At 50.3% G+C, this 22,391-nt stretch carries 21 protein-coding genes and 1 pseudogene; 19 read left to right on the top strand and 3 right to left on the bottom strand.

Annotation, left to right across the window (positions count from 1 at the left end):
- Nucleotides 1-92: 92 nt before the first annotated feature.
- From P1U71_RS00225 to P1U71_RS00200, 6 genes are all read left to right on the top strand, one after another.
- Entirely contained in the window at nt 93-1,328 is a 1,236-nt protein-coding gene (locus P1U71_RS00225) for an MFS transporter (RefSeq protein WP_301103526.1), read from the top strand.
- A 27-nt stretch (nt 1,329-1,355) separates the two neighbouring features.
- On the top strand, nt 1,356-2,186 hold the full coding sequence (locus P1U71_RS00220) for a CoA transferase subunit A (RefSeq protein WP_301103525.1): 831 nt from the start codon (nt 1,356-1,358) through the stop codon (nt 2,184-2,186).
- On the top strand, nt 2,183-2,938 hold the full coding sequence (locus P1U71_RS00215; RefSeq protein WP_301103524.1) for a CoA-transferase: 756 nt from the start codon (nt 2,183-2,185) through the stop codon (nt 2,936-2,938). Before P1U71_RS00220 ends, P1U71_RS00215 begins: the two co-directional genes overlap by 4 nt.
- Nucleotides 2,939-2,973: 35 nt before the next feature.
- Nucleotides 2,974-4,170 (top strand): CaiB/BaiF CoA-transferase family protein, encoded by a 1,197-nt coding sequence (locus tag P1U71_RS00210; protein ID WP_301103523.1) that lies wholly within the window; start codon nt 2,974-2,976, stop codon nt 4,168-4,170.
- Nucleotides 4,171-4,285: 115 nt separating this feature from the next.
- A complete protein-coding gene (locus P1U71_RS00205) occupies nt 4,286-6,616 on the top strand; it encodes a xanthine dehydrogenase family protein molybdopterin-binding subunit (protein ID WP_301103522.1) in 2,331 nt (776 codons plus the stop codon).
- A gap of 12 nt (nt 6,617-6,628) precedes the next feature.
- Nucleotides 6,629-7,078 (top strand): YaiI/YqxD family protein, encoded by a 450-nt coding sequence (locus P1U71_RS00200; protein ID WP_301103521.1) that lies wholly within the window; start codon nt 6,629-6,631, stop codon nt 7,076-7,078.
- A gap of 104 nt (nt 7,079-7,182) precedes the next feature.
- On the opposite strand, the gene P1U71_RS00195 is transcribed toward P1U71_RS00200, so the two are convergent.
- On the bottom strand, nt 7,183-7,932 hold the full coding sequence (locus P1U71_RS00195) for an SDR family oxidoreductase (RefSeq protein WP_301103520.1): 750 nt from the start codon (nt 7,930-7,932) through the stop codon (nt 7,183-7,185).
- An 85-nt stretch (nt 7,933-8,017) separates the two neighbouring features.
- Between P1U71_RS00195 and P1U71_RS00190 the strand changes: the two genes are divergently transcribed.
- Complete coding sequence (locus tag P1U71_RS00190) at nt 8,018-8,383, top strand: helix-turn-helix domain-containing protein (RefSeq protein WP_301103519.1); 366 nt, start codon at nt 8,018-8,020, stop codon at nt 8,381-8,383.
- 38 nt (nt 8,384-8,421) lie between these two features.
- Here P1U71_RS00190 and P1U71_RS17935 read toward each other — a convergent pair.
- Nucleotides 8,422-8,511: pseudogene (locus tag P1U71_RS17935) on the bottom strand (hypothetical protein); the annotation flags it as partial.
- 156 nt (nt 8,512-8,667) lie between these two features.
- On the opposite strand from P1U71_RS17935, the gene P1U71_RS00185 reads away from it, so the two are divergent.
- From P1U71_RS00185 to P1U71_RS00130, 12 genes are all read left to right on the top strand, one after another.
- Nucleotides 8,668-8,931 (top strand): Rho termination factor N-terminal domain-containing protein, encoded by a 264-nt coding sequence (locus P1U71_RS00185; protein WP_301103518.1) that lies wholly within the window; start codon nt 8,668-8,670, stop codon nt 8,929-8,931.
- Between the two features lie 381 nt (nt 8,932-9,312).
- Nucleotides 9,313-9,645, top strand: a complete 333-nt coding sequence (locus P1U71_RS00180; protein ID WP_301103517.1) for a helix-turn-helix domain-containing protein — start codon at nt 9,313-9,315, stop codon at nt 9,643-9,645.
- On the top strand, nt 9,632-10,951 hold the full coding sequence (locus P1U71_RS00175) for a type II toxin-antitoxin system HipA family toxin (RefSeq protein ID WP_367281084.1): 1,320 nt from the start codon (nt 9,632-9,634) through the stop codon (nt 10,949-10,951). Before P1U71_RS00180 ends, P1U71_RS00175 begins: the two co-directional genes overlap by 14 nt.
- A gap of 282 nt (nt 10,952-11,233) precedes the next feature.
- Entirely contained in the window at nt 11,234-11,719 is a 486-nt protein-coding gene (locus tag P1U71_RS00170) for a hypothetical protein (protein WP_301103515.1), read from the top strand.
- A gap of 389 nt (nt 11,720-12,108) precedes the next feature.
- Nucleotides 12,109-12,681 carry a cupin domain-containing protein gene (locus tag P1U71_RS00165; RefSeq protein WP_301103514.1) on the top strand — a complete coding sequence of 191 codons (573 nt, stop codon included), beginning with the start codon at nt 12,109-12,111 and terminating at the stop codon, nt 12,679-12,681.
- A 412-nt stretch (nt 12,682-13,093) separates the two neighbouring features.
- Entirely contained in the window at nt 13,094-14,260 is a 1,167-nt protein-coding gene (locus P1U71_RS00160) for a branched-chain amino acid ABC transporter substrate-binding protein (RefSeq protein WP_301103513.1), read from the top strand.
- 81 nt (nt 14,261-14,341) lie between these two features.
- A complete protein-coding gene (locus P1U71_RS00155) occupies nt 14,342-15,256 on the top strand; it encodes a branched-chain amino acid ABC transporter permease (protein ID WP_367281089.1) in 915 nt (304 codons plus the stop codon).
- Nucleotides 15,257-15,269: 13 nt separating this feature from the next.
- Nucleotides 15,270-16,427 carry a branched-chain amino acid ABC transporter permease gene (locus P1U71_RS00150; RefSeq protein ID WP_301103511.1) on the top strand — a complete coding sequence of 386 codons (1,158 nt, stop codon included), beginning with the start codon at nt 15,270-15,272 and terminating at the stop codon, nt 16,425-16,427.
- On the top strand, nt 16,427-17,254 hold the full coding sequence (locus P1U71_RS00145) for an ABC transporter ATP-binding protein (protein WP_301103510.1): 828 nt from the start codon (nt 16,427-16,429) through the stop codon (nt 17,252-17,254). Before P1U71_RS00150 ends, P1U71_RS00145 begins: the two co-directional genes overlap by 1 nt.
- Complete coding sequence (locus P1U71_RS00140) at nt 17,251-17,967, top strand: ABC transporter ATP-binding protein (RefSeq protein WP_301103509.1); 717 nt, start codon at nt 17,251-17,253, stop codon at nt 17,965-17,967. Before P1U71_RS00145 ends, P1U71_RS00140 begins: the two co-directional genes overlap by 4 nt.
- A gap of 20 nt (nt 17,968-17,987) precedes the next feature.
- Complete coding sequence (locus P1U71_RS00135; RefSeq protein WP_301103508.1) at nt 17,988-19,124, top strand: M20 family metallopeptidase; 1,137 nt, start codon at nt 17,988-17,990, stop codon at nt 19,122-19,124.
- Nucleotides 19,125-19,316: 192 nt separating this feature from the next.
- A complete protein-coding gene (locus P1U71_RS00130; protein WP_301103507.1) occupies nt 19,317-20,537 on the top strand; it encodes a D-amino acid dehydrogenase in 1,221 nt (406 codons plus the stop codon).
- A gap of 304 nt (nt 20,538-20,841) precedes the next feature.
- Here the strand turns inward: P1U71_RS00130 and P1U71_RS00125 are convergent, their stop codons facing one another.
- Nucleotides 20,842-22,185: a hypothetical protein gene (locus P1U71_RS00125; protein WP_301103506.1), complete on the bottom strand. Its 1,344-nt coding sequence runs from the start codon at nt 22,183-22,185 to the stop codon at nt 20,842-20,844.
- Between the last annotated feature and the right edge of the window lie 206 nt (nt 22,186-22,391).

Below are 22,391 nucleotides of genomic sequence, written 5' to 3'. Positions count from 1 at the left end.
ATTCTATTTTAGGGGCAGGTCGATTAGAATGAATCTTAATTTAATCGATCTTCCCCATTTCCCGGAAAAATAAAAAGAATGGAGCGGGGCCTTTGAGCCAACCCAAAAAAACAGAATTTGTTCCGGTCGCAATTGGCGTTCTCCTGTTGTGTTTTCTGATGGGCTTGGCCGGACGATTTGCATTTGAAAATTTTCCGAACCTGGTCTCGCCGCTCGGCGACGAATTCCAATGGCCGCGCGGTACAGTTGCCTCCATTTACTCCTTTGGCGCGGTTATCACCGGATTGACCGGGCCCCTTGTCGGGGTCCTGTTTGACCGCCTTGGCCCACGCAGTGTTTACGGGATTGGTATTTTATCGGCCGGGGCTGGACTTATTTTCGCAAGCTTTGCCACAAATATCTGGCAATTCTACCTGACGATCAGCCTGCTCGTCGGGTTTTCCGCCTCCTGCTGCGGCAACGTGCCCAACGCCGCCATGGCCAGCCGCTGGTTCAGGGCCCAGATCCCGCTCGCCCTCGCCATCATCTACTCTTCGATGGGCGCCGGAACGCTCCTCGGTCTGTCTCTTTCGCAGATATTTATTGAGAATTATGGCTGGCGACAGGCGGAACTTCTTCTCGGATTTTGCGTCCTTAGTCTCTTGGTTGTGGTATTCCTCCCCTGGCGTCGCATTGCCGCAGGCAGCACGGAACTCAGCCGCCCTCAAGCTACTGATGTAAAGAGGCCGGAAATTGACTGGACCATGTCTAAGGCGATCCGCACATTGCCATTCTGGGGCCTGGCGTCCGTTTTCTTTTTTACCGGAAACGGAATGTTCTCCGTCGTTATCCAGGCGGTGACCTACCTGATTGAAGTCGGATTTACACCAATTGAGGCATCGGTGAATTACGGATTGTCGGGGCTGCTTATCCCCGTCGGCATGCTGGGTGCCGGATATATTGCCCTGAAAATTGGCCTCTTTAAAACAGCCATGATCAGCTATGTCATAACAATCGCGGCGGTTATCTTTATCTGGTTGCTGGACCGATCGGATCATTTACTGCCGCTTTACGGCTTTATCATTTGCTTCGGCCTTTCCATGGGGTCGCGCGGGCCGATGATCGGCTCCATCTCGTCCCTTCTTTTCCATGGTCGCAATTTCGGGACCATATATGGCGGAATTGCCGTCGGGGGCGGATTTGGTATGGCCAGCGGATCTTATTTTTCAGGCCTTATTTTTGACCTGACAGGTAGTTATGATGCGGTATTCACCTATTCAATTATTTGCCTTGTCATCGGCGCGGCGCCATTTATCCTTATAAAAGAAATACGTAACCAATCATGGTAAGATTGGACGGAGCAGAAGGAGCATAAAATGCCCATAGGCTTTGAAGACGGTTCCATCGATGAATTTGCGATGGCCATTCCGGATGGCGCGAAGGTTGCGATCCCGGCGGATTATGCCGGTGTTTCCATGGCGGCAACCCGCGCCCTGATCCGCCGTCGCGTGAAAAACCTCCATCTCGTCGGGGTGCCGACCAGCGGATTGCAGGCGGAATTGCTGATCGGCGCGGGCTGCGTCAAGACGTTCGAAAGTTCCGCCCTTACCCTTGGGGAGTATGGTCCCGCACCCCGCTTTACCAAAGCAGTGCGCGAAGGGACCATCCAACTTGTTGATGCCACCTGCCCCGCCATCCATGCCGGATTGCAGGCCTCTCAAAAGGGCATCCCCTTTATGCCGCTCCGTGGCATCCTGGGAAGCGATGTCCTCAAAAATCATCCAGGCTGGAAAGTAATTCAAAATCCATTCGCAAATAACAAGGATCCGATTGTCGCCATTCCGGCGATACAACCCGATATCGCACTTTTTCATGCGCCCCTTGCGGATCGGGAGGGCAATGTCTGGATTGGGCGAAAACGGGAATTGGTGAATATGTCTCATGCGGCCAAGACCGCGTTCGTCACTGTTGACGCCATATCGGAAACAAGCCTGTTCGAGACGGAGGAAAAGGCCGCCGGAGTTCTGCCTGCTCTCTATGTTGGCAAAATCTGCGTTGCGCCGAACGGGAGTTGGCCGCTGCCGTTCTGGAACGGCGCCGAAGTCGATGATGCCCATATGCGCCGCTATATGGAAATGGCCAAGAGTGACACCGGTTTTCAGAACTATCTCGATCAATTTGTCATGCAAGAAAGTGTTCCGGCATGACGGATATCGCGGATGACAAGAAGGCACTCATCTGCCTTATCGCAAACCTCTTGCGCGACTGCAATCATGTCGCAGTGGGGGCGGCCTCTCCAATCCCCGGCGCAGCGGCCTTGCTCGCGAAAGCGGCTTGGGGCACGCCTAGGTTCGTCAATATCCTGGGGTCCGTCGCCAATAATTTCTTCACCGGCGGCGGCGGGGAGCTGTTTGACTGCGCCGCGCAAGGGCGGATTGACGCCTTCTTCCTGGGCGGCGGCCAGATTGACGGACAGGCGAATATCAATCTCATGGGACGTGGCGATTACCCATCTTCAAACCCGAGATGGCCCGGTACCTTTGGGTCTGCTTATCTTTATTTTCTAATACCGAAAGTAATCCTCTTCCGGGAGGAACATTCTCGCCGCACGCTGGTGGAGAAAGTCGATTTTATCAGCGCACCCGGCCTTTCCGATAACAGCACATACCGCAAAGGCGGCCCCTTCGGTTTGTTGACCAGCAAGGCGTTCTTTCGTTTTGACAAGGATAAAAAGCGGTTCCGCCTAGAATCCATTCACCCGACCAGCTCGCTTGAGGATATTCTTGATAATACCGGCTTTTCTTTTGATTATTCGAAAGAGGCCCCCCTCACCGCCCCTCCGGACCCGGCCCTGCTGGAACTGCTCAATCAGGAGGTGCGAGAGAAAGTCGCCGAAGTCTATCCGAACTTTGCGGAGGCGATATTTCCGATGACTTCCTCCGCTGCGCACGCTAAATAACCCCTCATAAAAACGAAATAAGAAGTAGGACCGACATGTCTAGTAAAGGTGCCCTCTCGGGCTTGAAAGTGATTGATCTTTCCCGCGTTCTCGGGGGACCGTTCTGCACCCAGATTCTGGGGGATCACGGAGCTGAAGTTATCAAGATCGAGCCCCCGCAAGGCGATGAGACGAGAGGCTGGGGCCCGCCCTACAATGATGCCGGGATTGCCGCCTATTTCTCTGGCACCAACCGGAACAAGAGGTCGATTGCTCTCGATATCCGCCATGAAGAGGGAAAGAAAATTCTTCTCAAACTGCTTGAAGACGCGGACGTCATGGTCGAAAATTTCAAGACAGGCAGCCTTGAAAAATGGGGCCTGGGTTATGAGGATGTCCTTTGCAAAAAATTCCCTCGATTAATCCATTGCCGCGTTACCGGCTTTGGTGCCGACGGGCCGTTCGGCGGATTTCCGGGATATGACGCGGTTATTCAGGCCTGGACTGGCTTGATCAGCATTAATGGATCTCCAGATTCTGGTCAGGTCCGCATTGGCATTCCGCTCGTTGATCTGGGAACCGGGATGAATGCGGTTATCGGAATTCTGATGGCGGTGAATGAGCGGCATGTCTCCGGCAAGGGGCAATCAGTGGAAGCATCGCTTTACGATACGGGCATACAGCTACAGCATCCACATGCCCCGAACTATAATATGTCAGGGAACGCCCCAAAACTGACGGGCAATTCCCATCCGAATATCGCGCCATATGATCTTTATCCGACGCGAACAACTCCTGTCTTCCTGGGTGTCGGAAATCATGGACAGTTCACGAAGCTCTGCGCGTCACTGGGGGAACCTGAACTCGCGGACGATCCAAGATTTGCGGAAAATTCTCTTCGCGTGGCAAACCGCGATGCTCTCAACGAAGCTCTGAATAGGCTCTTTGCGGATAAAGACGGTGTGGAGGTAGCAACCCAGCTACTGGCGGCGGGCGTTCCTGCGGGCGCCGCAATGACGGTTCCCGAGGCGATCAATCATCCACATACCCGCCATCGGAACATGATCGTTGAAATGGATGGCTATAAAGGCACAGGCGTCGCCGTCAAGCTGAGCCGGACACCGGGGTCCGCAAAATCAATCCCGCCTGCTTTCGGTGCGCAAGGGCGCGACATTCTGAAGGAACATGGGTTCGATGACAGCGATATCGAAAATTTTGTCGAGGGCGGCGTTTTATGGGAACAACCAAAATGATGCTCTGACGGTCTAAATTTTCAAATCGGGGGTTGATGTCAGCCCTCCCCCGTCTGATAGTATAGAAAGAGAAACCCACGGTGGGCGCACCACATAAACGAAGGTGGACAACAAAATGGTGAAATTCGGTGTAAATCAGTCAGTGGAGCGTAAAGAGGATTTTCGTCTTATCACCGGAACAGGCGAATATACCGATGATATCACGCTGGACGGCCAGCTATACGGATATATGCTGCGATCCCCGGTTGCCCATGGGAAAATCCTCTCCATCGACATTGACGAGGCAAAGCAGGCCCCGGGCGTCATCGATATCATCCTCGGGAAAGAGCTGGCCGCGGATAAGGCGAACCAGCTGCCCTGCATGATCCCGCTTAAAAACCGGGATGGCAGTGATCGCGCAGACCCCGGCCATCCGGTTCTCGCCACGGAAAAGGTTCGCTATGTTGGCGATAATATCGCCTATGTCATCGCCGAAACCCTAGCCCAGGCCAAAGACGCCACGGAATTGATCTATGTCGATTTTGAGGAAGAAGACGTTATCGTCGATACAAAAACGGCAAATGCGACTGGCAAGCCGCTGGTCCATGCCAATGTCCCCAATAATGTTGCCTTTGACTGGGAACAAGGGGATGAAAAGAATATTCAGGACGTCTTTTCCAAGGCGAGCCATGTCACCGAGATTGAATTGGTCAATAACCGCGTTGTTGTGAATTCCATGGAACCGCGTGGCCTGATCGCAGACTGGAACGGCGATGCCGCGAAAATGACGATACGCATGGGAACGCAGGGCGGCTGGGTGCTTCGCTCCCTTCTCGCCAATGCTATTTTGCATGTGCCTGAAGAAGATATCCGGGTGATTACGCCAGATGTGGGCGGTGCCTTCGGCATGAAGCTTTTCTTCTATTCCGAATGCGCGGTGACGGTCTGGGCGTCCCGCAAGCTGGGCCGACCTATCAAATGGATTGGGGAGAGAAGCGACGCGTTTCTGTCGGATACCCAAGGGCGCGATCATGTCACACGCGCCAAGCTTGCCTTCGACGCCGATTACAAGATCACCGGCATGATGGTGGAAACCAACGCCAACCTCGGTGCCTATTTGTCCACATTTGGACCGCTGATCCCGACCATGGCGGCGGTGAAGGTCTTGCCCGGGGTTTATGACATTCCAAATTTCTACTACCGCAGCATCGGCGTCTTCACCAATACAGTACCGGTGGATGCCTATCGCGGCGCGGGCCGACCGGAAGCCATCTATGTGATCGAACGGTTGATGGATACGGCCGCACGGGAACTTGGTCTCGGACAGGAGGAAATCCGCCGTAAAAACTTCATTCCCGTTTCCGCCATTCCCTACACAACCTCTACCGGCTGCGTTTATGACAGCGGCGAATTCGAACGGATCATGGATCGGGCACTGGAAACATCGGACTGGGCTGGGTTTTCCGCCCGCCGGGCCACCTCGGCCGGAAAAGGGAAACGCCGGGGCATCGGCATGTGTTACTACATTGAGGCAACAGCCGGAAACCCGACAGAGACCGCAACCATCCGCTTCGAAGAAGATGACCGGGTAACCGTTGCGGTCGGCACCCAATCCTCTGGACAGGGCCATTCGACTGCCTATGCGCAGATCATCGCGGAACGTCTGGGAGTCCCTTTTGAGAATATCGAGATTGTTCAGGGCGATACGGAAAAGATAAAATCCGGTGGCGGTACAGGCGGCTCCCGCTCCCTCACAACGCAGGGGCCGGCCATCCACGCGGCCAGTGACGAGGTGATCAACAAGGGCAAGGAGCTGGCAGGCCATTTCCTTGAAGCCGCCGCTGTTGATATCGAGTTTTCCGCCGAGGAGGGAGAATTCGCAATCGCCGGAACGGATCGCAAGATCGGCATTCTTGAACTGGCGCATCGAGCCCGCGGTTTGGGACAGCTTCCTGAAAATCTGGCAGAGGGCCTCGATTCAGAAGCAAGCTTCACGGTTGAAGCCTTCACCTACCCCAACGGTTGTCATATTGCAGAGGTCGAGGTTGATGAACTCACCGGCGCAACCGATGTTGTCCGCTATGTCATCGTCGATGACTTCGGCACGATCGTTAATCCGGCTCTCGTCCGTAATCAAGTGATCGGCGGTGTCGGGCAGGGAATTGGCCAGGCACTCACTGAACATACGGTCTATAGCGACGATGGGCAGCTTCTCACCGGGTCCTTTATGGATTACGGCATGCCGCGCGCGGATAATATCCCGGTCGATCTTCTCTATGAGACGATCGAGGTACCCTGCACCATGAATCCTATGGGCGTTAAAGGCTGCGGGGAGGCTGGATGTATTGGTGCCCCGCCCGCCGTTATCAATGCGATTATCGACAGCCTTGAGGATCTCGGTGTCCGTCATGTTGACATGCCCGCAACGCCGCAGCGGGTCTGGGACATCATTCAGCAGGCTAGTTAGGCAGGTCGCCGCTTGACCAGAATTTTCATTGATGCCGATGCCTGCCCGGTAAAGGACGAGATTTATCGCGTCGCCGGGCGGCACCGGCTGATGACTTATGTGGTCAGCAATAGCTGGATGCGCATTCCGCAAAGCTTGCTTATTGAGCAGGTGGTCGTCGATGACGGCTTCGATGCGGCGGATAACTGGATCGCGGAGAATGCAACATCAGGCGATGTGGTAATTACATCAGATATACCGCTTGCCGACAGGGCACTCAAGAAACTCGCGATAGTCCTCGGTCCCTCAGGCAAAGCCTTTACCGAACAGTCCATCGGCCTATCGCTTGCCATGCGTGACCTCAACGCGCATTTGCGGGAGACCGGCGATATCTCCGGCGGCAACGCCCCGTTCAGCAAAAAAGACCGCAGCCAGTTCCTGAATGTGCTGGAGAACACGCTGCAGAAACTTCGGAAGGGATAGGGTTACGCCCCACTCATCCCCAAGGTCTTCTCTGCCGCCAAGAAAATAAGTATTGGCGGCAGAGAATAAAAGATTGTTCGCCTTTGAACTCTGCTTTCGAAACATCAGATCTGGGCGTACCCGCCGTCGACGAACACCTCGCTACCGGTCATGAAGCTGCTATCGCTGGAGGCGAGGAACGCCGCAACGGCCGCCGTTTCGGAAGGATCACCGATCCGGCCTAAGGGTGTTTTCTCAATGAAGCCGGCGACAATTTCGTCCTCCATACCCGTTGTCGCAAAAATATCCTTGAGCTTGTCTGTTTCCGTAGCTCCGGGGGAGAGAACGTTGACCCTGACGCCCGTACCCTTGAGATCAAGAGCCCAGCTTCGGGCAAAATTGCGAACTGCCGCTTTTGATGCGCTGTAAACGCTCATTGCGGGCGTACCCGTCACGCCTACAGTCGACCCCGTCAGGATGATCGATGCGCCCGGCGCAAGCAGCGGAAGCGCCTTTTGAACCGTGAATAGAGTACCTCTGACATTTATATCGAAGGTTTGAACGTAATGTTCCGGCGTGATTTCCCCGAGCGGGGAAAACTCACCAACCCCGGCATTGGCGAACAAGACATCGACGCTGCCCTTCTCGGTTTTCACCGCTTCGAACAGGTGATCGAGATGCTCCATATTTGTAATATCGCCACGGATCGCGCGCACATTTGTGCCAAGCTCGACCAACGCGGCGTCGAGTGCGTCCTGCCGCCTTCCGAAAATATAGACGAACGCGCCTTCGGCCAAAAACCGCTTGGCTGTCGCCAGACCAATCCCACTTGCGCCACCGGTGATGACAGCCGTTTTTCCTTCGAGTCTACCCATGATTTTATCTCCTTCATTGGAACTGATTTGGAGATATGGAATAGTTTCTTTTTGACAAGTATGCACCTTTTGGTAAGTATAAGGAATGAGCATAAAATCTACCGATCCGCCTCCCTTTATCTGCGGTCTCGACGCGACGCTACGCATCGTCGGCGGCAAGTGGAAGCCGTTGATTCTCTTCTTCCTCGGCCAGGGAACAAAGCGATACGGGGAATTGAAGCGCGACGTGCGCGGCGTCAGCCACAAGATGCTGATCCAGCAACTCAAGGAACTCGAATCCCATGGCGTCATCTTGCGCACGGATTACAAGGAGATTCCACCACGTGTCGACTATGCGCTGACACCATTCGGCGAGAGCCTGATCGAAGCTATGGTCCCGCTATGTGGCTGGGGCGAAAGAAACTCGGCGATGATCGAGAAGGTGCTATCTGAACGGAAAGAGAGGACATAATATTGTACCTGACCATTTTCGGTATTAATCATGATGTCCTTGATATCTCCAAGATTCTCACCTTGCGCATTTTTCACTGTGTCGCTGTTGAGGAATGACGCAGATATAATTGTGTTGTTTAGCGCCATGTCTTATTTCCTTTCCATTCATTAGGCAGTGTTCCTAACGATGGAGGAAAAAAATCATTGGGATTTTAATTTTCTGATGTTCATTGTCCAAAAGTCACGGAACTAAGTTCGCTTTTTCTCGTTGGAAGAAATAAATCCACTTAAGGAGAGAAATCGATGACGAAAGATCATGGCCCCCAAATCAAAAAAGACCGCGCCTACGAGGATTTAAGAGAACAAGGCTACAGCAAGGAAAAAGCGGCTCGCATTGCCAACGCACAAGCCAACCCTAACCAGAATCCTTCCCAAAAAGGGGGGAAAGCCTCCAAATATGAAGATCGGACGAAAGACGAGCTTTATAAGAAAGCCAAAGAGGTTGGAATTGAAGGCCGCTCGAACATGAGCAAAGATGATTTGATTGATGCTCTGCGCAATCACTAGGGTGGAAATGACCCTTACCCGCCAATAGACGACTTTGAAAAATGGCGCACCTTAGCGAAGTAAATTCGAACGATTTGTTCGAAACTCTTATGTAATGGAATCAGGTGCTTACAGCCCTCTTCAACCCTGCAAATACCTCCAATATGAATATTTGCGGGGTGGAGCGATGACGAAGACGCTGCCGCCCTTCTCACCCAGGAACCTATACCAGACGCAAGGTATTCGACGGCAAAATGTTCACTCAAATAGTCACGAAATGCTTAACGTTCAATATATTGTACATTTATTTGACAAATATGCTTATGCGCGATTAATATGTTCATTATGATGAACGTAATAGGCTATATGTTCATTTAAACAAACAAATGTGGAAATTGTATCATGGCGCGCAAAAGAAGCTATTCACGAGTAACACGCCAAGCCTTGTCGATACTTGGCAAGCTAATCCGTGTTGGGCGCACTGAGCGTGGCATGACAGCACAGGAGTTGGCCGATCGCGCCGGGATAAGTCGCACAACGCTCTATAATATTGAAAAAGGAGCTCCTGGTCCGGAAGTTGGTGTGGTCTTTGAGGTCGCCACACTCGTCGGTGTGAGGTTGTTTCAAGTCGATGACCGGACCCTTCAAATGCACAACGCCAGGCTCGATGAGAAACTGACACTACTACCGCAAAGCGTCCGGCCTGCGAGACGGGAGGTAGATGATGAGTTTTAATCTCAATGGGCCGCTTGAGGCCTATGTCTGGATTTGGTTGCCCGATGAAACGGAACCCGTTGTTGCGGGTCGCCTTACAAAAGATGGTGGCCGGTTGTTCTTTACCTATGGTGCTAGTTATCGCAACCGTCAGAATGCAATCCCGATTTACGAGCCGGAACTACCACTCCGTGCCGGGACCATTGAGCCGCTCAATGGGTTGCCGATGGCAAACTGTATTCGTGATGGATCGCCGGACGCATGGGGACGGCGTGTTATAATCAACAGGTTAACAGGTAAAAGGTCCCCTACAGACGATCCGCCGAATATCAGCGAACTCGCCTTTTTGCTGCAATCCGGTTCTGACCGGATCGGCGCATTGGATTTTCAGGTGTCGGCAACCAATTATAAACCACGTCTGGCCGCCGAAGCATCTTTGGACGATTTACTGACGGCAGCAGAGCGCGTTGAAAAAGGCTTGCCACTCACGCCTGCACTGGATTCTGCCTTAAACCACGGCACGTCCATTGGTGGTGCCCGGCCCAAAGCTTTGATCAATGATGGAGACAAGAAATTTATCGCCAAGTTCTCTTCAAGCAGCGATCTTTACAGTGTTGTGAAGGCCGAATTCATTGCAATGCGACTGGCGGCACACTGCGGTCTGAATACAGCCCCTGTTTCCTTGACACAGGCGGCCAATAAAGACGTACTGCTCATAGAGCGCTTCGACCGAACTAAAACCGACAACGGATGGACCCGCCGCGCAATGGTCTCGGCACTGACCATGCTCGAACTTGATGAGATGATGGCACGTTACGCCTCATACGAAGATCTTGCGGAAATCATTCGCCATCGCTTTTCCGACCCTAAGGGCACGCTCAAAGAGCTATATGGCAGGATTTGCTTTAATATCTTGTGTGGCAACACAGATGATCATGCACGCAATCACGCCGGATTCTGGGATGGAAAAATGCTGAGCCTTACGCCAGCCTATGACATTTGCCCGCAAGGCCGAACGGGCAACGAAGCAACACAAGCCATGCTGATCAAAGACGAGGCCAGATTCAGCACACTGGCGACCTGCGTTGCCGCTGCTCCTGATTACCATCTGAGCGAAAAGGAAGGGGCTTCAATCATTGAGCAACAAATAATAATCATCGCCGATCAATGGGCCGACACCTGTATTGAGGCCGAACTGAGTCCAACCGACAAATCGTTATTCGCCGGACGTCAGTTCCTGAATGCTTATTGTCTTGAAGGGCTGGGAGATCAGCACAAAGCCCTGAAAGATATATTCACTCAAGCCCGTGCGACAATCATGGCGTAAAGGCAAATGGTTATAGAAATACAATATAACCAGAAGAAACCGGAATGAATAGAAGCATGGTTTCCGCATTGTTGGCAAATGTTCTGACGACGGACAAAAATAAGAGTTATTGCTAAGCGTGTTCCCACCCAAGTCGGTGGCGGTTTTGCCTGCGACTCGCTTCCATTCGAAATAAATCGGTTGGGGGGAGTCAAAACTGAAACGATATTTTCTATTTTCGGTGGAGATACAAAGTATCTGGCGACGGAAGAAAGTCGAAGGATGGTATTCCAGCAACCGCTGATGACTGAAATGCAGAACTCCGACGGCATGAGCACCAGAATCTACAGTGCCGAAAAAGTGGCCGAATTCGAAAACCTATTCGTAAACACTGTCCTTATGGATCAATGGTTTGCAAAATTCATTGAACTGACAAAGGATTCCACAAGCTCAAAGGATATTGCCATTCACGCCTTCCTACGAAGCACTCCTGGACATGGAGACCGCATTTATCGAATGCCCTATTTAGCGCCGACCGCCGCACTTTTCGCAATGCGGTACGGGCCGGATGTTGATCCGAAGTCACCTTACAGTCAGGGGAAAGACATGGAGCTTGTCAAGAAAGTGCTCAAAGAAAATATGGAAAAGGAAGCTGCTATTATCGAAGCAATACAGAAAAAAATTGATGACGAAAAGCCCGGATCGGTAGTTGCGTCTTATTTTCGGAGTATGCTTGAATCTTTACAGGATGCGGCGGAGGTTTGGACGGCGACTGAAACCGGCCAATAACCTAAGCTTAAGAATTCACCAGAGCCTAAGGCAGTAAATACACCATCTCAGTCTACCGGTGATTCCAATAAAAAGGAACAATCTGTAGTCTATGATGAAGCAAAAGAGGAAGAAATAGAGTAACGGCCACCCCCGGAGAAATGAGGGAGGTCGTTACTTATTAACTTAGGATCTGTTGGCAAAGCTATTTAATATCCGCACCTATGAAACAGATACAGGTTAAGACATTTTCTTAAGGGATATTTGCTCATCATTGCTATCAAGGAGTAAGTGATGAAATAAAAACTGAGCGGCGTTGGGAAGCCGCAGATAGCATTTGAATTATATCGACAGTCATGTTAGTTGACTATATGTAAAGCTGAAACTTAAGGGCGGTCGTTTTTTATATAATGAACAGTCAAAATCAGTTGCGGATTGGCGCAAAGCTTAAGCACGCACGAAAAGTTAAAAAGCTGCGCCTCAAGGGCCTTGCGGAAGCTGTTGGGTGCTCGGAATCAATGCTTTCCAAAGTTGAGAACGATAAGATCAGCCCGTCTTTACAAATGCTGCACCGGATTGTCAGCGAGCTCGGAATCACCATCGGAGATCTCACCTATCGCGTTGATGATGAAGACCGTATTGTAATGCGGCACGATGAGCGCCCTGTCATCAATATGGCACCAGGTCGTGATAGCGACGGGACAGAGTTAGAATGGCTTATCCCGCAGGATCAGGCCGACCTTTTGGCTGCATCCATTCATTTCGTCAAACCCGGCGGTGGCAGTATGGGGACCATATCTCACGATGGTGAGGAAATGGGATATATTCTTGACGGTGAACTAGAACTTGAAGTGGACGGTAAGACCTATTTTTTAAAACAAGGGGATAGTTTTTACTTCGCATCTGACAGGCCTCATGGTTATCGAAATACGAAAGCTGCTGTTGCCAAAATCCTATGGGTAACAACCCCTCCGACTTTTTAATCTAATCAACTTTTTTAGATTTAGACGATTTCACGTCCCCTGATTCACGACATCAAGCTCTAAATGATGATTACGGCTATGTAAGCCCATTTTGGCGGGCAAAAAAGCACGAAGCCATCTTTGACGCATCTTTCCTTTAATCATTTCGGATCCGCCAAACTGCGCCGGAATTTGATTATACCTACCTCCCCATAACTAAAAAGAAAATCTCTACGGACAACGCCGCAGGAACAACGAGTAATTATACTATACTAGAAAGACATTTCATATATTTTTAATCAAGTATATTGACTATTAATCATTTTCATGAAAATAGTTTCCATCTTGGCAATTAACTTTAGTTGCAAGACATAGAAAAGACAGGCGACCCCAATGGTCATCTGTCGATTGGGAGCTTATTGGGAGCATTAAAATGAAACAGATTTTTAGGATCGCCTCTATTCTTGCACTAGGGGCGTTGGCCGTCACGGCGACGAATGGTATGGCAAACGCTAAAGATAAGGTAACGGTGGGCTACATCGGGCCCATTACAGGTAAGGTTAGTGCCCATGGGATTGCCGGACGTAATTCCGCGGATCTCGCTATCAACTTACGTAATCAGGACCCTAACTCAAAATATGAGTATGAGTTGGTGGCGCTGGATGACGAATGTAAGCCGAATATCGGTATTCAGGTCGCAACCAAGATGGCGACGGACAAGCATGTTTCGGGAGCTGTGACACATTTTTGCTCTGCTGTTGCGACCGGTGCAGTCAGGATCTACCACCAGTTTCATTTACCTGTCGTGGTCTGGGGAGCCATCTCTCCGTCAGTGACCTATGGCAATGACTATAAGGAAATTCATCGTACTATCGGCACCCTGACCAGCCAGAATAAGGTAGCTGTCGACTTTTTGACAGGACTTGGATACAAAAAATACGTCGTCATTTATGATACGACTGACTATGGCAAGGGCCATCTTGAAGCTTTCGCTAACGACTTGCTGGCCACCGACGGAGAATTGCTTGAAGCCTATGGTGTTGCTGCAGACCAGCAGGATTTCACGGCCGAGCTGACTAAGGCAAAATCACTCAATCCAGAAGTTATCTATTTTGCCGGATTGTCGGATTTGGGTATTCGTGTCCGCAATCAGATGGAAAAGCTCGGCATTGAAGCGCAATTTGCAGGCGTTTCTGGGATTATTTCTGACACCTTTATTGATGGCACCACCGCTAGCGAGGGCAGCCTCGCCATGCGTCAGGGCGCGCCGGTCGAAGTAATGCCAGGTGGGCCTGAGTTTATCAAGAAATATGCAGATGCCGACTATAAGGATCCGGCTGAAGCCTATGGTGTGTATGCCTATGCCGCCATGAACGTTTTGTTGGACGCGGTGGAAGAAGCGGGTCCGGATCGGCAGGCTATCACCAAAGCTCTGAATACGATGCCAGCAAAAGAATATTCTATTGGCATGGTTGAGTTTGACGACCACGGCCAGAACGTCAACTCACTGGTCACGCCGCTTGTCGTTCAGGATGGCGCCTGGGTTACCTGGGACGAGAGCGAATACGCATCAGGCAAACGTACACTGAAGGGTAAGTAAGCTCCATAATCATAATCGCATGGCCGACGACACTAGGGAATCGTCGGCCATCAATTCATTCTGGGAGGAATGCTCGTGGATATCGGATTTATTGGCCAGCATCTGGTAAATGGTCTCATGCAGGGGATGATATATTCGCTGGTCGCCGTTGGATTTACGCTCTTTTTCGGCGTTCTTGATGTTATTAAGTTTTCTCATGGTGACGTTTTGATGGTCGGCGTTTTCGCAGGGCTGACCGCTTTTTTTGGGTTGGACGCCTTGGGCATAGAAAACCCTTACATATTGGTTATTGCGATTATACTGTTTTCAACGGCCCTGATGGCGTTATTGGGTATTGTCATCGCGAAAATCCTTATTCTGCCTCTTAAAGGGGCGCCGCCACTCAACATTTTGCTAATAACCTTGATGTTGGGAACCCTGTTACGTGAATCAGTGCGGTTGTTTTATCCCAATGGTTCGAACTCCAAGGCTTTTCCAGCTATTCTACCTACGGATAGCTTTACATGGGGTAATTTCTCTCTCCGCCTTGACAGCGTAATGCTGTTTGTCGCCGGCGCGGCAGTTATTGTCGGAACTTACACACTGATTAATCGAACGAGGCTGGGGCTCGCCATTCGAGCGGTTGCGCAAGACGAAGAAACGGCCCGCACCATGGGCATAAATTTTGGCTTTATCGTTTTGTTCACCTTTGCCTTGGGATCCGCCATTGCTGCGTTTGCCGGTGTCATGAACGGGTTTTATTACAACGAGATTAATTTTTCCATGGGGCTGCTCCTTGGCGCCGTTGGTTTTAGCGCGGCTATTATTGGCGGCCTTGGAAACTTGTATGGGGCGATACTGGGCGGCTTTCTATTCGCAGGCTTGCAAACTTTGGCCGCCGCAGCTCTACCGTTTTCCAGTTCCTACAAAGATGTCTTTGCCTTCGCTGTTGTCATTGCGCTGATGGCTTGGCGGCCAACCGGTTTGATCGCCGAAAAAGCCTATGCACGCGTGTGAGGGGGAGAGAGCTGTGAATTCTATATCTATTTATCGCAATATATTTGTCTCTGTTTTACTCGGAACCCTGTTTGTTGTGGCTATGATGATGGCGGAATCGCAGGTTGCGGTTTTGAGCCTGATTGTGCTGGCGGCCGTTAGCTGCATTGTCCTGCAGAAAAAAGGTGTCATTCGTAAACTGGGCTCGGATTTTGCGTCGGCGGAAAAATTTGCCAACGGAACAATCATGATTGGGGCTCTGGCGACGGCAGTCGTTTTTGCAGGTGATCATTTTATCCTGCTGATGCTGACAACAGTTCTGATTTATGTAGTTGCCTGCCTCGGATTGAATATCCAGTTTGGCTATGCCGGCATGGTCAACTTTGCCGGTGCTGCATTCTTCGGGGCGGGGGGGTATGCGGCGGCGGTACTGACAATGCAGACCGGCTTGCCACATTTAGTTGTTCTTGTAATCGGCGGGCTGGTTGCTGTTATCGTTGGCTTTTTGTTGATCTTGCCAGTCCTTCGGACACGGGGCCATTATGCGGCCGTCGTAACAATTGCATTCAGCTTGTTGTTTCGCACCTTGGTGGAGGTCAGCCCGGTTCTTGGCGGTGCCCAGGGTTCCCCTGTCACGGGCATGGTGATATTTGGCTGGAACTTTAATGAAGGTTATCAGATCGCAGGGTTTGATGTTTCATTTTACATTAACTATTTCCTGTTTGCTTTGATCCTTACGGCGGTGACATTTACCATCGTCCGGCGGGTTGAACGCTCCTGGATTGGTCTTAATATGGATTCAATTCGGATTGATGAAACCGCTTCCGCCTGCTTTGGAATGAATGTCGCCCGGTGGAAAGTGACCGCCTTTACCATCGGTAATTTCTTTATGGGAATTATCGGGGCGTTCTACGCCATGATGCTCGGCTTCATCGCGCCCAATAACTTCACCTTTGGTGATTCTCTGATCATGGTCTCCATTATATTACTGGGCGGGATCGGTAGCATTTGGGGGATCATTCTTGCGACGGGCATCGTGATTATCCTGCCTGAAAAACTGCAGATCATTCAGGAATACCGCTTTCTGATTTTCTCGCTTGGCGTAATTCTCGTGCTTTTATATCGGCCGAATGGCTTGTTGAGTCGCGCGGCCCGTACTTATTTTCCCGGTCTATTGAGGGGCGCCAGATAATGGATATTCTAACGAGAAGCCAATCGGCGAAAATCAGGTCATCGGGGACTCCTCAAATCGTTCTGAAAGCTCGTAACGTAGTCCGCCGGTTCGGTGGGGTTGTGGCGTTGAACAATTTGGATCTTGATGTTGTGGAAGGGCAAATCCTTGGGCTGATCGGTCCCAACGGATCTGGCAAGACAACCTTTTTCAACGTCCTTACAGGCATCTATGCCGCTGATGAAGGTGCCATTTCTTTTCTGGAAAAAGAAATCACCAACTTGCCCGCCCCGCAGGTCTTCCGTTCGGGTATTGCTCGGACGTTTCAGCGAGCGCGGGTTTGTTTGTCACTTTCAGTGTTTGACAATATTGTTTTGGGGGACCACCCAAGGCTCCAGCAGGGATTGGTTTTCAACTTGTTCAGGCGATCAAGCTTTCGCCGTGAATATGAGGAATGTGTCGAACGTGTTCGCGAGCTATTGGAAATGTTCGCACCGCATCTGGTAGCCAAGATGTTTGAGCCTGTGGAAACTTTCCCCATGATCGATCGTCGTCGCATCGAAGTCTGCCGTGCCCTGTTCAGCTCTCCGCGATTATTGTTGCTTGATGAGCCTTCCGCAGGGATGACACACGAGGAAACACGTTTGCTCGTAGATGAGATTGTGGCCCTTCGAACCAAGCGCCATAAACTCAGCATTATTATTGTCGAGCATGAAATGGATCTGATCTCGCGCATTACGGATCGCTGTGTCGTTCTGAATTTCGGCAGCAAGATTTGCGAGGGAACCTACGATGAAATTGCCAGCGACAGGAATGTTCAAGAGGCTTATCTGGGAGTGGAAGCATGACCAACAGAACTGGATTAATCGTTGAGAATGCAACAACGGGATATGACAGTGCAGACGTTCTTTATGGTGTTTCCCTAAATGCGGAGCCGGGCAAGATAACCTGTCTGCTGGGATCAAACGGAGCGGGTAAAAGTACGTTGGTACGGCTTATTCTAGGCCTTACGCCCGCGCGGCTCGGTCGAGTGTCGTTTAATGGACGCGATATCACCCGAATGCAAACCCATAAGGTGATCTCGGAAGGAATCGCCTGCATCCCAGAAGGCCGTATGGTCTTCTCCAAATGTACAGTTGAGGAAAATCTGCTGCTTGGCGGATATGGCGAAAAAGATGACGCGCTTCTTACCAAGCGCATGAAGACAGTTTATGACCTTTTCCCACGGCTTGCAGAACGTAAACAACAGTTGGCAGGCACAATGTCTGGCGGGGAACAGGCAATGGTCTCTATCGGTCGCGGTTTAATGAGCGAACCGTCGCTGTTGATCATTGATGAACCGTCCCTGGGGCTTTCACCATTGTTGGTGAAAGAGAATTTCAAAATCATCAAGGAGATCAACGAGCGCGGAATATCTATCCTGCTTATTGAACAAAATGTTCGTCAAACCCTGGCCATTGCTCATTACGGTTATGTGCTCACGCAGGGGAAAGTGGTTGCGGCAGGCACTGCTCAGGAACTGTTGAAGGATGAAACCATGCACGCGGCATATTTCGGCTAATAGAATAGAGAGTTTGAGCAATGTTGACGCTTAACGCAACTGATCTGGCCAGACAATTGATCGGATTTGATACAATCAACCCGGTAGGAAATGAAAAACAAATTTCAGAGTTTCTTGGCGGATATCTTGAGGCGCGCGGATTTTCTGTTCGCCTCCTGCCGTTTGGCAATGATCGTTATAATCTGGTAGCTCGAAAAGGGGGACGCTCCGGGAAACTGCCTATTTGCTTTACCGGCCATATGGACACGGTTCCTTTGGGTGCGATGGAGTGGCGACATGATCCATTCGCGGGCGAAATTTCCCATGGCCGGCTCTATGGTCGTGGTGCCTGCGATATGAAAAGCGGCATTGCCGCTGTTACATCTGCCGCAATTGAGGTAGGGGACCAACTGGACAGCGGTCCAGGTGTGGTTTTGATCTTTACAGGCGGTGAAGAAACAGGTTGTGAAGGTGCACATCATTTGGTCCGTGATCTTGCATCCGTTGGGCCTGTTGGCGCCTTGGTCGTGGCGGAGCCAACGGGACTCAAACCCTTCGGTGGCCATAAGGGGGCTCTTTGGCTTCGGGGCGTTTGTCATGGGCGGACCGCGCATGGGTCGGCGCCGCATCTTGGTGAAAATGCTGTTTATAAGATTGCCCGTAAAGTAACTCGGCTCGAAGAGTTCAACTTCGGGAATCTCAAAGACGAAATCTTCGGCGTACCATCGCTGAATGTGGGGACTGTGGAGGGAGGGCAGAACCCTAACTCTGTTCCGGACAGGGCGGCCATCAGCATCGATATTCGATCGTTGCCGGGGCAGAGGCATCAACAGATCAAGCAACAGTTGATAACGCAGGTAGGTGAGGGAATTGATATTGAGATAGTTTCTGACTTGCCGAGTGTCTGGACAGAACCGGATAATTTTTGGCTCAAGTCTGTTGAACGGATTGCGGGTGAGGTTCAAGGGCTGCATTTTGAATCTGCAAGCGCCCCCTATTTCACTGACGCGTCAGTCCTAACTCCGTTTTTTGGGGGGGTTCCCACCGTTATATTGGGCCCCGGCGAAATTTCGGTGGCGCATAAGACGGATGAATATTGCGAGATACGGCAAATTGAACAGGCAGTGGAAATATACCGCGCCATTATATCAAGTTGGACTGGGAAATCGCCTGAGTAAAGAGAAATAGCCAGTCGGCAGGCCGGGCATTCATTTTTTTTCGGAGTTCCAGAGGCTGAATTTGTACCTTTCCGGTTCAGCTTCTCCTCCCTGGGGTGCGGCTTGAAAGTTGTGGCCAATCCCTTTCTTGCCAATGCTCATAGTCGCTCATACCGGCTACGGCATTGGCCTTTTTTTAGAGGTTTAGGATATATGACATCTGTCGCGGTAATAGGTGCTGGAGTAACGGGCGTGACGACGGCCTATGCCCTTCTTGAACACGGCTACGATGTAACAGTTATCGATCGGGAAAGATATGCGGCCATGGGCACGTCATTTGCCAACGGCGGGCAGCTATCGGCATCAAATGCCGAGGTCTGGACGCATCTGGGTACTATCGTCAAAGGGCTTTCCTGGATGTTCCGTGCGGATGCGCCGTTGCTCGTCAACCCATGGCCCAGTTGGCATAAATATTCTTGGTTTGTAGAGTTTCTGAAAAACACTTCTTCCTATCAACAGAATACCATAGAAACAGCGAAAATGGCGCTGGCCGCGAGAAAGCATTTACTTTCCATGGCTGAAGCAGAAGAAATAGAATTTGATCTAGTGGAAAAAGGAATTCTGCATATTTACTCCGATCGGAAATCTTTTGAACATGCGGCGGATGTGACAAAGATGCTAAATGAGGCCGGTTTGGAGCGAACTGCAGTAACTAATGAAGAGATACGCTGCCTTGAGCCAGCCCTATGTGGGGAGTTTTATGGTGGTTACTATACGCCTTCTGACTTTACGGGAGATATTCATAAATTTACGCGTGGGCTTGCGGAAGCTTGCGAGCGCAAGGGAGCTACATTCCTGTTTCAGTCGGATGTAGAGTCAGTGACGACCATGGGCGAAAAAGTAGAGCTTTGCATTCGCTCAAAGGGTGCAGATAAGGCGGCCCCTACTTTGTTTGACAAGGCAGTGGTTTGCGCTGGAACCGGCAGTAAACAGATGGCCGCCAAAGTAGGAGAGAAGATAAATATTTATCCGGTGAAGGGATACTCGATCACAGTAAATTTAAATTCTGAGGCTAGCCGGCAAAGCGCGCCATGGGTCAGTTTACTTGATGATGATGCCAAGATCGTTACAAGCCGGCTTGGGGAAAACCGGTTTCGTGTTGCGGGAACGGCGGAGTTTAACGGCTATAATCAGGACGTCCGCTCGGACCGTATTAATCCGCTAGTCGGCTGGGTCGAGCGGCATTTTCCAAATGTTGACACTGACGATGTAATCTCATGGAGCGGATTGCGCCCGATGATGCCGAATATGATGCCGCGAGTTGGTAAAGGGAAACAGCCGGGAATTTATTACAACACGGGTCATGGCCATCTTGGCTGGACTCTCTCCGCTTTTACCGCACAGATCATTTGTGGCATGATCAATCAGAAATAGATGCTTGTTGTGCGAATTCTTTGGTCTGCTGGTTACTAGTCGATCGGCTGGAAATACATATTGAGATCAATCCCAGAACGACAGTGAGGTAATGTCAATCTTGCAAACATAACTAATGTGCACCTGATTTCCGATCAAATCGAACCTTCTACATATAATCTCAACGGGATGAACGCAAAGTACCCGGTACCCGGCATCTGATATCTCGTCTACGCTACAACGATGGCTTAACCTTCCTACCCTCACTGCCTCAACTTAACTCGCCTCAAACAGGATTTTGTCACGGTTTACTTGAGTTGGTGACCTAGTCATTGACAATGGGAAATTCATCTTCAAGCCTTTTGAGGCGCGGCAATAGAAGCTCAAGTAGTTCATTGATCTGGATAAGCTTCCTTTCGTAGTCTTTCTTTTCGCCCGTAGCAAACGGACGGGTTTTCAATTTATTATCTCCCAAATACACGCCGTCCTGCGTATATTCCTCAATCCGCACACTGTTGGAATCTAAAGCTTCCTGAAGCCTGACTTTTGTGAAATAGGCTGCATTAAATTCTTTGACTTTCGGCATGATATCGAGATAGGCAGAAACTCCCTGTCTAATCACGCCCTGATACTTCTTCCAATTGCAGTCAACCTGATTGAGATCATCCACAAAATGCTGGAAAACAGTCTCGAAACTATGAACATCCCAGATATTACGTATTTCTTCGAAGAGTGGCACAGGAAAGTACGGGGAAAGACCATAAGTTATGTTTTGACATGCAGAGCTTGTACAATGCATTTTATCCACCCAATATCCTCCACGAGGGGTGTGGAATCCGGCAAAGGAAAAATATGACGGGACCAACTCCGCACCAGAACCGTCTTCGTTTGACAAAATAAACCGCCCAGACGTTTGCAGCGGGGCAATGAACAGTTGTTCGAGATCAATCCCGAACGGGATTGTGATTATCTTTTGGGCCTTACTACCGAATTGCAGGCAATCCCGAAGATACGGTGTGACGTAGTCATACTCCGTCAGGCCAAGGGGTCTTTGAAAACCCGAAGGATATTCCCGCTTATATTCTTTCTTTGTGACGGCCAACGCGGCCGGGTCCGCGATCCTTTCTACGTAAGAGTTTCTATCCTTCAAGCCATCATCCGTAAAAAATTGAGATAACTTATCTGTCTTTTTGGTATTAAAAGCTTGCCATTTTTCGATAATTTGGCCGTCAATAGTTTTTTGGTTTAATACTAACTTTTGATATCCTTCAAGCGATCTGCTGACGATAACCTTGTCAGTTTCACTTACAGCCATAGGTAATTTCATTTTGACCTTTTCGCGCACAATGGGGCGATTATGATCGGGCAAATAGCTTTGGTAGACATCCAATGTCGGATATTCTGAAAGCACTCCATCCTGTTTTTCGAAAAGGGTATCTTTTAAACTATAGCGGTATGCAACATGCCCCGCATTAATAAGGCTACCTTTTTTATATGGTCGCCAGAGATATACATCAACCGGTGCAGGGCGAATTTTCCCAAGCTTATATTGTTGCACGAGTGGAGCCACGCGCCATACACGATGCTCAGGGCTCATAATATAGCCGTCTAGTATTCTCTTTAGAATTCTATCCATGATTTTTCTTCTCGACTCTTCAATAGTGCGCATCGTCCACATAACGCCTGCCGTTCCGAAATCGTGATGAGAAAAATGAAAGTCAATGTCTAGGTTAGTGTGGGAATCCTAAGTCGTACTTATATTCAATTACGATTCAAGCTGCGGATTAACACGGATGAAACGGCATGAATTAAAGGGCAGATTTTAGAAGCTCGTTGCGTCACATTTCCCGATAAGGAAGGCCTATATGCTTATGT

Source organism: Sneathiella sp., from assembly GCF_029233945.1.
In the GTDB taxonomy this organism is placed as follows: Bacteria; Pseudomonadota; Alphaproteobacteria; order Sneathiellales; family Sneathiellaceae; genus Sneathiella.
This window is presented reverse-complemented; position numbering and strand designations above follow the sequence as displayed.